Here is a 14,036-nt window from a genome sequence, read left to right as displayed (position 1 = left end):
CAATTGACTGTGTGGTAGGGGCGTTAAAGCATATTTTTATTTTTGATTTATCGGGATAAAAAAATTGCTTAGACCAAAAAAATCACCATATTTGCAATAATAATATGGCCATGTTGGAATTTCTCAAAGACATTACTTTTAAAGCGAATGATGTTGTAGTTAGAGCGATCGATATTTTATTGCGTAATTATGTTTCGATTGCCGGTTTATGTTTTTTACTATTCGTTACATCAAACTTATCGACCTTTCTGGCGATGTATTTGGATTCCTCGAATTACTTCATTAAAGTGTTGCTTTTACTTGCCTTCGTAGGTTTGTACTTTAGTTTGCAGTTGGTATTACTAAAGAATGCTGTTGTTTTAGCAAAAGGCGAGAAGAAGTCAGGGTTCTGGGGATTTGTACCGTCATTTTCACAGTTTGTAAACTATATCTTCGGTCTTGTAATCTACAGTTTCATCGCTGCTGTCGTATATATGATCATGTACGTACTATGTTTTCCTCTTTTATTTCTAGGATTCAGTATGGATACGGTGCGTTATGAAATCCATCCGTTCCTAACAGGATTGGTAATGCTTTTCGTTTTAATCAGAACAACGTTTTATCCATTTTTTATTATTGAACATGGCTTTAATACGATTCGGTCTTATAAATTCAGTTTGGCGATGACAAAGGGAAATGTGATGCGATTGTTAATTATCATTGTCGCTGTCGCATCCACACATCTATTACAAATTGGGGCAGAATATTTAGGATATCCTTTAGTATCGAAAATATTAAGTTTAGTTAATTCATTTATTATTATTCCAGTGGTAAGTATAGTTATGTCTGTCGTGTACATCGACATGATGAAAGCTTACAAAGGCGACACCGAGCCGTCTTTAATGGATAATATTATATAATTCAATTTACCTTGGAAAAAAAGAATTTAGCCGTATTGGGCTCAACCGGAAGCGTGGGAACACAAACGCTGGAAGTTGTCGCTTGTTTTCCTGATCGGTTTACAGTTTCTGTCTTAACAGCTGGACGTAATGCAGAACTATTAATTCAACAAGCTTTACAGTTTCGACCTAAATTGGTTGTATTGTCTGATGAGCAAGCTTATCTGAAAGTTAAGGAAGCGCTGGTAGGCACTGATGTGCAAGTCGCTTGTGGAGAAGAGGCGCTCGTTGATGCAGTTCAATTGGATGAAATTGATATTGTATTGACAGCGATCGTAGGATCTGCAGGGTTGAAACCAACAATTGCTGCGATTAAAAAGGGTAAAGATATTGCACTTGCCAATAAAGAAACCTTAGTTGTTGCTGGCGAATTGATTACGAAGTTAGTTGATGAGTACAAGGTTCGTTTACTTCCAGTCGATTCGGAACACTCCGCAATTTTTCAATGTTTGCCGGGCGAAGAGAACAACCCGATTGAGAAGATTATTCTAACAGCCTCCGGAGGACCTTTCCGTGGAAAGAGCAGGGCAGATTTGGAACGCGTAACAAAGGCTCAGGCGTTAAAGCATCCGAATTGGTCAATGGGAGCGAAAATTACAATTGATTCTGCTTCCCTGATGAATAAGGGACTTGAAGTCATTGAAGCAAAGTGGTTGTTTGATTTAGACGTTGATCAGATTGAAGTTGTTATCCATCCACAGTCGATTATACATTCACTGGTACAATTTCAAGACGGGTCATTAAAAGCACAAATGGGCTTACCTGATATGAAATTACCGATTCAATATGCATTAACTTATCCCGATAGGCTACAAAACGAATTTCCTCGTTTCAATTTTCTAAACTATCCGAATTTAACTTTCGAGACTCCGGATGTGCAGACTTTTCGTAATCTCGATTTAGCTTTTCAAGCACTCCGTGAAGGAGGTAATCGAGCATGTGTATTGAATGCTGCAAATGAGATTGTCGTGGCTTCATTCTTAAAAGATGAACTGTCGTTTTTGGGAATGAGTGATATCATTGAAGAGACAATGTGTCAGGTTGAACAAAAAGAAAAACTAGAATTTGAAGACTATCTGCACTATGACGCTGAAAGTAGAAGAGTGGCACGAAGTTTAATAGAACGAAGATATAAATTATAATAAATCAAATTAGATGGGAATTATCATCATGGTATTGCAGGTTTTATTAGGCCTGTCATTATTAATCATATTACACGAACTTGGGCACTTCTTAGCTGCCCGAGCTTTTGGTATTAAAGTAGAAAAGTTTTATTTGTTCTTCGATGCTTGGGGTTTCAAGTTATTCAAGTTCAATTATAAAGGATGTGAATACGGTGTGGGTTGGCTTCCATTGGGAGGTTATGTGAAAATTGCCGGTATGATTGACGAGTCGATGGATACTGAGCAATTGAAGGGAGAGCCGCAGCCTTGGGAATTCCGATCTAAACCAGCATGGCAACGTTTGATCGTGATGCTTGGCGGTATTATCGTCAATGTCATTGTTGGTATTGTTGTATTCTGGATGTTGACATTCAGCTACGGTAGCACGGATTTAAACACGAAAGAATTGTATGGTCTTAAGCCAGGTATTATCGGCCAAAAAGTTGGACTTCAAGAAGGTGATAAAATTCTAGCAGTGAATGGAAAGGAAACAAAACTTTTCTACGCGGATATTATGGCTTCTGAAGTGTTGATGGGCGATGCGGAACTTACTGTAGAAAGAGCAGGTCAAGAGCTGAAGATTAAAATGCCAGCTGATATCTTAAATGATGTTTCTGAGCATAAGAAGAACGAATTTGTTGAGCCTATGTTCAAAATGCTGCCAGTGAACACCATTGCAGAGGGGTCGAGAGCGGCGAAAATGGGATTGGCAGTAGGAGACAGTATTGTATCTGTGAATCATACAGCAGTTGTTCAATTGGATGAATATAAGAAGCAATTGGATGCGAATAAAGGTAAGGAAATTGTATTAGGCGTTATTCGTAAGGGTTCTGCAATTGAACTAAAGGCTCCAGCAGACACTACAGGAACTTTAGGTTTTAGCAATATACCTTTCGTTCAACAGAAATATGGATTTATTGAGGCTTTACCAATCGGAGCTGCTAAGGCATTCTCAGTAATTACAGATAATATTAAAGGATTTGGTAAGATATTCAAAGGCGAAGTAAGAGCAGATAAGGCATTATCAGGACCTGTCGGTATTGCAACAATGTTTGGTACTGAAGTCGATTGGGTTCGCTTCTGGGGACTTGTAGGTATGTTGTCGATGGCTTTAGCGTTCATGAATATATTACCTATTCCAGCATTGGATGGTGGTCATGTCATTTTCCTATTGATTGAAATGATACAAGGAAAGCCATTAAGCGAAAAGTTCTTAGAACGCGCGCAAATGGTAGGTTTCTTTATCTTGGTAGCGTTGATGATTTTTGTCTTTGGAAATGATATTTTCAAGCTGACGAAATAATTAATATTATAACAATTGCAAAAGCCCCTAGCGTAATTAAATGCGTTAGGGGCTTTTTTTACATTTCTTATTCTGTAGGTACGCAGAAGACAAATCAAGTTAAGGGATAGCGTCAATATACGCTTAAAAGGGAATGATTTGCAGATGAGATGAAAGCATCGAATCATTATGTCAATGCCGCTTCCTTAGCGTCAAAACGCTTGTAATTTTTTGAATAAAAATTTACGAGTAATTTGTTTTTATTTGTACCTTTGTCTCCCAATAAAATGAAAGAAACCTTTTACCCAATATCGTCGCAAATCGCATCTGTAAATCAGATCAATTCATAAATTGATATAATAGCCCGTTTGGGCTTTTTTTGTGCTTGTAACGAAGAAAAGGTGTTTTTGAAAGAAGAATTAATTTAACTCGAAATAAGAATGACCAACTACAGCAAATTGCCAGCAATTTTAGTCCTTGAGGATGGAACTGTTTTTCATGGAAAAGCAGCGGGTAAAATTGGTACCACAACGGGAGAGATTTGTTTCAACACCGGAACAACGGGTTACCAAGAGATCTTTACCGATCCTTCGTACTATGCGCAAATTATGGTTACAACCAATGCACATATCGGAAACTACGGTATCGACGAAGAGGATGCAGAATCAAATAAGATTCAAATTGCAGGTTTAGTTTGTAAGAATTACAATATCAACTATAGCCGTAAGATGGCGGATGAGTCTATTCAAGACTATTTCCAAGACGGTAATTTGGTGGGTATCTCGGATATCGACACACGTTCTTTAGTGCGTCATATTCGTAGCAAAGGCGCTATGAATGCGATTATCTCTTCGGAAAATCTAGATGAAGAATCTTTGAAAGCTGAATTAGCGAAAGTGCCTTCAATGGACGGTTTAGAATTATCATCTAAAGTGTCTACAACAGAGCCTTACTTCTACGGTGAAGAGTCAGCTCCAACACGTATTGCAGTATTAGATCTTGGTATTAAGAGAAATATCCTTCGTAATTTTGATTCCCGTCAAGTATATGCTAAAGTATTTCCTGCGAAAACTACATTTGCTGACATGGAAGCATGGAATCCTGATGGTTATTTTATCTCTAACGGCCCTGGCGATCCTTCAGCAATGTACTATGCCATCCAAACTGTAAAAGAAATCTTAGCTGCTGAAAAGCCGATGTTTGGTATTTGCTTAGGACATCAAATTCTTGCTTTAGCAAATGATATCCGCACAAGTAAAATGCACAATGGTCACCGCGGAATCAATCATCCTGTAAAAAATATTATCGCTAACAAATGTGAGATCACTTCTCAAAACCATGGATTTGGCGTGGTAGCAGAAGATATCGAGAAATCAGATAAAGTGGAGGTTACACATATCAACTTGAATGACAACTCGATTGAGGGAATTCGTGTTAAGGGTAAGAAAGCATTCTCTGTTCAATATCACCCAGAATCGTCTCCAGGTCCTCATGACTCACGTTACTTATTCGATGATTTCGTAGCGATGATTAAAGGATAATCAAAATATTTAAAAGAGCCTTAGTATTTTTCTAAGGCTTTTTTTATCCAAAGACTTCGTTAAAATTCTTTTATTTGCTTAGCATTAACATTCTAGTTTTTTACCTATTTTTGAAGTCGACATATAAATTACTATATTAGTGTTCTGAATACACTAAGTATTCAGAAAAGAAAAATAAACCAAAGAAAAAAATGAGCTTGATAATCGATGTACATGCGCGTCAAATTTTAGATTCGCGAGGAAACCCAACTATTGAGGTTGATGTTACAACACAAAATGGCTTTGTAGGCCGTGCAGCAGTTCCATCTGGAGCTTCTACAGGAGCACACGAGGCTGTAGAATTGCGTGACGGTGATAAAAAGAAATACTTAGGTAAAGGTGTTTTGAAAGCCGTTGAAAACGTGAATACTAAAATTGCAAAAGCATTAGAAGGTGTTGATGTATTCGAGCAAAACGCAATCGATAAGATCATGATAGATCTTGACGGTACAGAGAACAAAGGTAAATTAGGTGCAAATGCAATCTTAGGTGTTTCTTTAGCAGTAGCTAAAGCAGCAGCACAAGAAAGCCGCCAGCCATTATATCGTTATATCGGTGGAGTAAATGCAAATACATTGCCTTTACCAATGATGAACATTGTAAATGGTGGTGCACACTCTGATGCTCCAATCGCATTCCAAGAATTTATGATTATGCCAGTAGGTGCAGAGTCGTTCTCAGAAGCATTACGTTGGGGAGCTGAAGTATTCCATAACTTAAAGAAAATTCTTCACGACCGTAACTTATCTACTGCTGTAGGTGATGAAGGTGGATTCGCTCCAACTTTTGAAGGAACGGAAGATGCTATCGAGACTATTCTTGAGGCAATCAAAAAAGCAGGTTACAAACCAGGAAAAGATATCTGTCTTGCATTAGACTGTGCTTCTACTGAATTCTTCGTTAAAGGTAAATACGATTACTCTAAGTTTGAAGGTAAAGGTGGTGCTATCCGTACTATCGAAGAGCAAGTTGACTACTTAGCTGAATTGACTGCAAAATACCCAATCATTTCGATTGAAGACGGTATGGCAGAAGATGATTGGAAAGGTTGGAAATTATTAACAGAGAAGATCGGTGATCGCGTTCAATTAGTAGGTGATGATTTATTCGTTACAAATACTAAACGCCTTCAACAAGGTATTGACTCTGCAACAGGAAATTCAATCTTAGTTAAAGTAAATCAAATCGGTTCATTAACAGAGACTATCAATGCTGTGCATTTAGCGCAAACCAATGGTTACACATCTGTAATGTCTCACCGTTCAGGTGAAACTGAAGATAATACGATTGCTGACCTTGCTGTAGCATTAAATTGCGGACAAATCAAAACGGGTTCTATCTCTCGTTCTGACAGGATCGCAAAATACAACCAATTACTTCGTATTGAAGAAGAATTGGGTAGCAATGCCAAATTTATTGGTAAGGCGTTTAAATACGCTCCTAAGAAATAACTCTTTTAAAAAAGGGAACCTTCAAGGTTCCCTTTTTTTTTGCGTTTACCCGAGACCTACCTCACGCTTGTAAATGTTATAAGAAAATCCCTATCTTTATCCAAGTTTTAGGAAAGCAATCAAAGTCTATGGAACGTGTAATCAATACCATTCGTAATAAGTATCTAATCGCAGGCGTAGCCTTTGTGGTATGGATGTGTTTTTTTGATCGATATGATTTCGCAACACAGTTTAGCTTCCAAAAGGAAAAAACTAAGCTAGAAGTAGAAAAAGCTTATTATACGACGGAAATCGAAAATATCGAAAATTCCATTAAGGATGTGCAATACAACCCTAGTGAAATTCAACGAATTGCTCGAGAGAAGTATAAAATGAAAAAAGACCATGAAGACGTCTACATCGTTACTGAAGTAGAACCTACAGATAAATAAAACGTTCATGATACATCGGGTATCACCAACAGCCATGAAAGTCACGGGCTCATAGTCCCAATAGGCATTTAGCCAAAACGGTATCTTAGTACCAATAAATATAAGACCTATGGCTGTCAGCGGATTACCCTTTATTCTTGACCGTGGTTGTGGACTGGATGTCCACAAAGACACAGTAGTTGCTACCATTAAAGGTAGTGATTTTGATACAGAGACAAAAACCTTCTTAACTTTTACGGATGACTTGTACAATTTAGTGGAATGGCTCCAGGCCCATTCCATTACACAGGTTGCCATGGAGAGCACTGGGGTTTACTGGCGACCGGTTTACGCGGTTCTGGAAGACTATTTTCACATCCTACTGGTCAATGCCCGGCATATCAAAAATGTTCCGGGACAGAAGACCGACAAGAAGGATAGCGAATGGATCACTAAACTGCTTCTTTCCGGTTTACTGAAGGGGAGCTTCATCCCACCACAACATATCCGGGAGCTCAGGGAACTTTTCCGACATAGACGTAAGCTTATCGCTATGCGGACCGCAGAAAAGAACCGGTTACAGAACATCCTTGAATCCGCCAACATCAAACTGAGGAGCGTAGTCAGCGACGTATTTGGGGTAAGCGCCATGGAAATGGTCCGGGCCATGGCCAAAGGTCAACTCGATCCTTTGCTATTGGCAAGCATGGCCAAGGGTTCGCTGGTCAAGAAACACGCAGAGCTACTTAAGGCACTTACTGGCAAGATCACGGATCATCACCGCTTCATGTTGAACCTAATACTGCAATCCATCGATCATATCAATCTACAAATAGCACAATCAGAGGCTCAGATGGAACAGTACGCAAGGATCATGCACAAGGAGCTGAACTACTGGAATCTATCCCTGGAGTATCTTCCAGGGTGGCACTGGGAATCGTTTCAGAAATCGGTACGGACATGGCTCAATTTGCAACACATCAGAACCTTTCTTCATGGGCTGGGGTTTGCCCAGGCAACAATGAGAGTGCAGGAAAGAAGTACTCCTCGAAAATAACACGTGGAAACAAGTATCTCAAGACGACGCTCGTGGAGGCAGCATGGGTGGCCTCTAGATCCAAGGCAAATCCATTACTTGCGGTCAAGCACCATCAAATCGCTGCACGAAGAGGTCAGAAGAAGGCTACAATAGCCATCGCACATAAGATCTTGATTGCAGCATACCATGTCCTGAGGGACAATGAAGCCTATCAATTGCATCCACAGGATAAGAAAATACTTGAAAATAGACGACTTAAAAGAATTGACAGATTACAGAAACAATTGAGTACCCTTAAAAACACGTCTTACAAATAAAAGATCGACCTTTTTTTGGTGGTTAGACTCCCCGGAAATAAAACTGATATCAGACGTTAAGAACCAACAGTTGATGCCTTTAGAGCTCGTAGAAAAAATTATACTCTTGTTTTTATTAATCAAGTCATTTCATCATAAATAATAATACACAAGAAACAGAAACAAAATTATCCGGACAAAAAGAATAGACCCTTGAATAATCACTGGTCTAACATTTTATTGGATTACTAAAAAAAACAATAATAACTTTCAGAAAAAAAAAGCCGCCTATCAGGGCGGCTTTCTTATTTAGATTTTACCAATGATATCTCTTGATAAGTATCGGATATAGCAAAGATTCGATAGCCTTTCTGATAAAGCTGCTTGAATAATAAATCTCCTTTCATCTTTCCATCCTCGAAGAAACGCTCGTGGGTTTCTACCAAGATTTGCTTGATGGGAATACCACTACTAAGTATACCTTCCATCACAGCGTATTCGGAGCCTTCTATATCCATTTTAAGAACATCGATAGCCGTGTGCCCATTTTCTTGCACAATCTCTTTAAACTCCTTTAAAAGTACGTCTACAGCATTACGTTCGTCAACGAGTTTGTGTCCATAAACGGAACCGGAAACATGATCTTGATTCTTAGGCAAATGAAAAGTCACCGTACCCGTTTTCTCGCCAATTCCAAAGGGGTGAAAATGAAAATTGCTAGGTAGCTCTTGTTTGTTAATCCAGTTGATCGACTTTGGAGTGGGGTCGAAACCGAAAACTTGGGCTTGATGTTTTTCGATAATAGCGCGATCGAAGGAAATATCCTCTCCGATACCAAAAGAATAAACAATGGCATTTTCTGGAACTAGGCTTGGGTCCACATAGAAACCGCCATAGCCATTACCATACCATTGTTTATCTCGTTTTTCTTCTATATCTATAAAGGAAATTTTTCCTATTCTAGCTTTAATCCAATATTCTATTCTTTTTAAAGTACTATTTCTTTCCATTATATTTTTAGCATCTTACTAAAGATAACGAAAAAATAGAGAAATCTATATCTCTGAAATAGCGCTTATTATATCATATTGTGTTATAATATTTATTCTTCCAAATTCATCTTCCACTAACACTGCTTGGGTATCTTTATCAATTAGTGTAGAGATCTTATCGATCGACATATTTAAATCGACAAAAGGGAAAGGTTTTGATGCGATGCTTTCGACTTCGGCGGACTTTAAAGATGGATTATCCAGTAGAGCATTTAAGATATCGGCTTCGGTTACTTTTCCAACTACCATACCTTGCTGTGTTAATGGAATTTGTGAAATGTTTAAGGACTTCATAATATTAAACGTTTCCAAAACCGATTGCTTTACGTCAACTGTTACGATATCTTGGTTAGCTCTGCGCTTTAAAATTGACTTCGCCGTTAATTTCTCATCCTTAAGGAAGCCGCGCTCACGAAGCCAATCCTCATTGTACATTTTGCCCATATAGCGTGAACCATGATCATGGAAAATAACAACTACGACATCATCATCTTTGAGCTCATTCCCTAGTTGAAGTAGGCCGGCAACAGCAGCACCTGCCGAGTTGCCTGCAAAAATACCTTCCTTACGTGCCAAATCTCTTGTCATCAGGGCTGCATCTTTGTCTGTCACCTTTTCGAATAGGTCGATAACATCAAAGTTTACATTCTCGGGCAAGAAATCCTCGCCAATCCCTTCAGTAATATAGGGGTAAATCTCACTTTTGTCGAATATGCCCGTCTCTTTATATTTCTTAAAAATAGATCCATAAGTGTCGATTCCCCACACTTTGATGTTCGGATTCATTTCTTTCAAATACTTCGCAGTACCCGAAATCGTACCGCCGGTTCCAACACCGACAACAAGATGTGTTATCTTGCCTTCTGTCTGTTCCCAGATTTCTGGCCCAGTTTGTTCATAGTGAGCCTGTGTATTCGATAAATTATCGTACTGGTTTGCTTTCCAAGCGTTTGGGACTTCTTTTTCTAAACGGCTAGAAACCGAATAATAGGAGCGGGGATCCTCAGGATCTACGTTCGTAGGACAGACGATAACTTCCGCACCGAAGGCGCGGAGGGCATCAATCTTCTCCTTAGACTGTTTATCGGTTGTTGTGAAAATACAATGATAGCCTTTTACAACCGCTGCCATTGCTAATCCCATACCTGTATTACCCGAAGTACCTTCGATAATGGTACCTCCGGGTTTTAATAAGCCTGCCTGTTCGGCATCCTCAATCATTTTTAACGCCATTCTATCTTTAATCGAGTTGCCGGGGTTGGTCGTCTCAATTTTCGCTAGTATGGTTCCTTTTAAGGGTTTGGTAACTATATTCAGTTTAACCAAGGGGGTATTCCCAATGGTTTCTAAGATGTTGTTGTACCACATAGGTGAAAATTTGTGCTGTTTTGTTTGTTAAGACAAAGGTAGCCAAATTTTAGAACTTCAAATGTTTCACTGTTAAGCCGTTATTGATGAGTTGTTTTAAAGCATCAATACCGATTTTTAAATGTTGCTCTACGTAAGATTTTGTAACTGACACATCCGAAATCTCTGTCTTTACGCCTTCTGGAACCATAGGTTGGTCGGATACGAGTAATAATGCACCTGTAGGGATCTTATTTGCAAAGCCAACGCTGAAAATTGTTGCAGTTTCCATATCAACAGCCATCGCACGGATTGTCTTCAAGTATTTTTTAAAGTTTTTATCATGTTCCCAAACACGTCTATTCGTTGTATACACAGTACCAGTCCAGTAATCTCTAGCGTGATCACGAATTGTTGTAGAGATCGCCTTTTGCAGAGCAAACGCAGGTAAAGATGGAACTTCGGATGGAAAGTAATCGTTAGAAGTACCCTCACCACGAATTGCCGCTATCGGTAAAATCAATTCTCCTACGGCAATTTTCTTTTTTAAACCGCCAGTTTTTCCTAAAAATAATACAGCCTTTGGCGCAATAGCAGATAGTAAGTCCATAATCGTTGCCGCCATTGGACTACCCATACCAAAGTTAATTATGGTAATTCCTTCTGCTGTACAACTTTGCATTGGCTTGTCTTCACCCATAATTGGAGCATCGCTATGCATCTGTGAAAACAACTTAATATAGTTCGAGAAGTTTGTTAAAATTATATATTGACCAAATTCCGCTAATGGGCGACCTGTGTATCGTGGAAGCCAATTATTAACGATATCTTCCTTTGTTTTTAAGCCAGCTTTAACCGGCGAATCAACTTCTTTTACAATCTTTTTTGTCATATTCTTCCTTTCATTAAAATAACCTATTATAAAAAACCCCCGCCGAAAGGCGAGGGTCAAATTCATTAGGCAACTTGGAGCTTCTTGAAATCCGTCTTTGCGAATTTGTTCTTCGCATAATCGAGCGTGATTTGCAAGTCCTTCTCATTGCTATGCTCTTTACTGGTCGGTATATCGAACATTGCGTCTAGCATAATAGCTTCACAAATGCTTCGAAGACCACGAGCACCTAATTTAAATTCCCATGCCTTATCCACGATAAATTCATATACCGCAGAATCGAACTTCAAGTTTACACCTTCATATTCGAAAAGCTTTTTGTATTGTTTAACCAAAGCATTCTTAGGCTCGGTTAAGATATTCAATAAAGTCTCTTTATCCAATGGATCTAAATGAGTCAATACCGGTAGACGACCTATTAATTCAGGAATTAAACCAAAGTTTTTCAAATCCTGAGGCGTAATATACTTGTATAGATTATTTAAATCAATTTCCTGTTCCTCATCGTTCATCTTGTAACCAACAGTTTGCGTGCGCAAACGATTAGCTATTTTCTTCTGAATACCGTCAAATGCACCACCACAAATAAATAGAATGTTATTCGTATTTACAGTAATCATTTTCTGATCTGGGTGTTTTCTTCCCCCTTGTGGCGGAACATTCACATTCGTGCCTTCTAAAATCTTCAACAACGCCTGTTGTACGCCTTCGCCAGATACATCTCTTGTTATTGATGGGTTATCGCTTTTTCTAGCAATTTTATCAATCTCATCAATATAGATAATGCCGCGCTCTGCCGCTGCAACATCATAATCTGCTGCTTGCAACAATCGTGTCAAAATACTCTCCACATCCTCGCCCACATAACCTGCTTCAGTAAGTACAGTAGCATCTACAATACAGAACGGAACATTTAAAATCTTTGCTACCGTTTTAGCTAACAATGTCTTTCCGGTACCTGTCTCTCCAACAATGATTAAGTTTGATTTCTCAATTTCCGTTTCATCATTATCGACACGTTGATTTAAACGCTTGTAGTGATTGTAAACCGCCACAGAAATAACTTTCTTTGCGTCATCCTGACCAATAACATATTGATCCAAGTGTTCTTTGATTTCTTTTGGACGAATAAGCTTCAACGTAGTCTGTAAAGACTTGTTTTTTCGTTGCTTTAATTCTTCCGCCAAAATCTCTCCAGCTTGTTGAACACATCTGTCGCAGATGTGGGCACCATCGCCTGCAATAAGCATTTGGGCTTCATTCTTACTGATGCCACAAAAAGAGCAATGGATGTCTCTACTGTTCGATTTACTCATTTCCTTTATTTTGTTTCCTTTTTAGGAAGCAATACTTCGTCGATCATTCCAAATTCTTGGGCCTCTGAAGCACGCATCCAATAATCACGATCTGATGATTTTTCAACCCATTCATAAGACTGACCTGAGTGCTCAGCAATAATCGTGTACAATTCCTCTTTCAATTTCAACATTTCTCGTAGGTTGATTTCCATATCGGAAGCAACCCCTTGTGCACCACCCGAAGGTTGGTGAATCATTACGCGTGAGTGTCTTAATGCCGCACGTTTTCCTTTCGCTCCAGCAACTAGTAAAACTGCTCCCATGGATGCAGCGATACCTGTACAAATCGTTGCAACGTCTGGCGCGATATATTGCATCGTATCGTAAATACCTAAACCTGCATAAACGCTACCCCCTGGAGAGTTAATGTAGATTTGAATATCACGTTGAGCGTCAGTAGATTGTAAGAACAATAACTGTGCCTGTACGATGTTTGCTACTTGGTCGTTAATACCATCTCCTAAGAAAATGATACGGTCCATCATCAAACGAGAAAACACATCCATCTGAGCAACGTTTAATGAACGCTCTTCAATAATGTAAGGTGTCAGGTTTGATGGAATACTTTGTTGTAAGCGAGAAATATATCCATCAACGTGTTGACTTCCAATTCGGTGATGTTTAATCGCGTATTTTCTGAATTCGTCTTTATTGATATCCATGTTTTGTTCCTTCTAATTTTGACTTACTAATATAATACTAATTTTAAATTCTCCTATTGCTCATGAGGGAATGTTGGTAATTCCGTTAGAAATGTGAATTTCTCATGATTAAAGTCAATACTACAATAATGGTGCTCAAGTCCATTACTGACTAAAAGCAACGGAATTTTATAAATAGTATTGTAATTTGAGATTTGACGGAAGGTGTTTTCGGTAATTTTGACAGTTGGTGCCTTGAACTCTGCCAAAAGAATACGTTCGCCTTCCCGATTATAAATCACCAAATCACTCCGTTTTTGAAGTGAATTCAGTAACAAACCCCCTTCAATCTTCATTAATGACATCGGGTATCCTTTTTCCTTATGAAGATAATGAACCCAATGTTGCCGAACCCATTCCTCCGGTGTCAGTAATAAATGCTTTTTCCGCAACTCATCAAAAATCAAATACTGATCAGCTTTCTTAATAATTTTTGCCGGAAAAGGAGGTAAATTTAAAGGGACTGGCCTAAACATGTACAAAAATACGAAATATTTGCTAGATGCATAGGGACTTGTAGAATCCAT

Annotated in this window: 13 protein-coding genes and 1 pseudogene; 8 read left to right on the top strand and 6 right to left on the bottom strand. The window is 38.7% G+C overall.

Annotated elements, in window-relative coordinates:
* Positions 1-110: 110 nt before the first annotated feature.
* From GFH32_RS13450 to GFH32_RS18455, 8 genes and pseudogenes are all read left to right on the top strand, one after another.
* On the top strand, positions 111-899 hold the full coding sequence (locus tag GFH32_RS13450; RefSeq protein ID WP_153512082.1) for a hypothetical protein: 789 nt from the start codon (positions 111-113) through the stop codon (positions 897-899).
* 11 nt (positions 900-910) lie between these two features.
* Positions 911-2,080 (top strand): 1-deoxy-D-xylulose-5-phosphate reductoisomerase, encoded by a 1,170-nt coding sequence (locus tag GFH32_RS13445; RefSeq protein WP_153512081.1) that lies wholly within the window; start codon positions 911-913, stop codon positions 2,078-2,080.
* 13 nt (positions 2,081-2,093) lie between these two features.
* Positions 2,094-3,404: an RIP metalloprotease RseP gene (gene rseP, locus GFH32_RS13440; protein WP_153512080.1), complete on the top strand. Its 1,311-nt coding sequence runs from the start codon at positions 2,094-2,096 to the stop codon at positions 3,402-3,404.
* 419 nt (positions 3,405-3,823) lie between these two features.
* Entirely contained in the window at positions 3,824-4,924 is a 1,101-nt protein-coding gene (gene carA / locus GFH32_RS13435) for a glutamine-hydrolyzing carbamoyl-phosphate synthase small subunit (RefSeq protein WP_153512079.1), read from the top strand.
* Positions 4,925-5,115: 191 nt separating this feature from the next.
* Positions 5,116-6,414 carry a phosphopyruvate hydratase gene (eno, locus tag GFH32_RS13430; RefSeq protein WP_153512078.1) on the top strand — a complete coding sequence of 433 codons (1,299 nt, stop codon included), beginning with the start codon at positions 5,116-5,118 and terminating at the stop codon, positions 6,412-6,414.
* Positions 6,415-6,542: 128 nt separating this feature from the next.
* Positions 6,543-6,845, top strand: a complete 303-nt coding sequence (locus tag GFH32_RS13425; protein WP_153512077.1) for an FtsB family cell division protein — start codon at positions 6,543-6,545, stop codon at positions 6,843-6,845.
* 109 nt (positions 6,846-6,954) lie between these two features.
* Positions 6,955-7,692 (top strand): annotated as a pseudogene (locus GFH32_RS18460) (IS110 family RNA-guided transposase); the annotation flags it as partial.
* A 56-nt stretch (positions 7,693-7,748) separates the two neighbouring features.
* Positions 7,749-8,180 carry a transposase gene (locus tag GFH32_RS18455; RefSeq protein ID WP_262884782.1) on the top strand — a complete coding sequence of 144 codons (432 nt, stop codon included), beginning with the start codon at positions 7,749-7,751 and terminating at the stop codon, positions 8,178-8,180.
* 284 nt (positions 8,181-8,464) lie between these two features.
* On the opposite strand, the gene GFH32_RS13415 is transcribed toward GFH32_RS18455, so the two are convergent.
* The 6 genes from GFH32_RS13415 to GFH32_RS13390 all read right to left on the bottom strand — a co-directional run bounded on the left by GFH32_RS13415 (position 8,465) and on the right by GFH32_RS13390 (position 14,036).
* The gene (locus tag GFH32_RS13415; protein ID WP_153512076.1) at positions 8,465-9,169 is read right to left on the bottom strand and encodes an FkbM family methyltransferase; all 705 of its coding nucleotides are present in this window, start codon (positions 9,167-9,169) and stop codon (positions 8,465-8,467) included.
* Positions 9,170-9,214: 45 nt separating this feature from the next.
* Positions 9,215-10,579, bottom strand: a complete 1,365-nt coding sequence (locus GFH32_RS13410; protein WP_153512075.1) for a pyridoxal-phosphate dependent enzyme — start codon at positions 10,577-10,579, stop codon at positions 9,215-9,217.
* A 49-nt stretch (positions 10,580-10,628) separates the two neighbouring features.
* Positions 10,629-11,450, bottom strand: a complete 822-nt coding sequence (locus GFH32_RS13405; protein WP_153512074.1) for an AMP nucleosidase — start codon at positions 11,448-11,450, stop codon at positions 10,629-10,631.
* Positions 11,451-11,515: 65 nt separating this feature from the next.
* Positions 11,516-12,766 (bottom strand): ATP-dependent Clp protease ATP-binding subunit ClpX, encoded by a 1,251-nt coding sequence (gene clpX / locus GFH32_RS13400; protein WP_153512073.1) that lies wholly within the window; start codon positions 12,764-12,766, stop codon positions 11,516-11,518.
* Positions 12,767-12,771: 5 nt separating this feature from the next.
* Positions 12,772-13,470 carry an ATP-dependent Clp protease proteolytic subunit gene (locus tag GFH32_RS13395; protein ID WP_153512072.1) on the bottom strand — a complete coding sequence of 233 codons (699 nt, stop codon included), beginning with the start codon at positions 13,468-13,470 and terminating at the stop codon, positions 12,772-12,774.
* A gap of 53 nt (positions 13,471-13,523) precedes the next feature.
* Positions 13,524-14,036 carry a type I restriction enzyme HsdR N-terminal domain-containing protein gene (locus GFH32_RS13390; protein WP_409994060.1) on the bottom strand — a complete coding sequence of 171 codons (513 nt, stop codon included), beginning with the start codon at positions 14,034-14,036 and terminating at the stop codon, positions 13,524-13,526.

The organism is Sphingobacteruim zhuxiongii (assembly GCF_009557615.1).
Classification (GTDB): domain Bacteria; phylum Bacteroidota; class Bacteroidia; order Sphingobacteriales; family Sphingobacteriaceae; genus Sphingobacterium; species Sphingobacterium zhuxiongii.
This window is presented reverse-complemented; position numbering and strand designations above follow the sequence as displayed.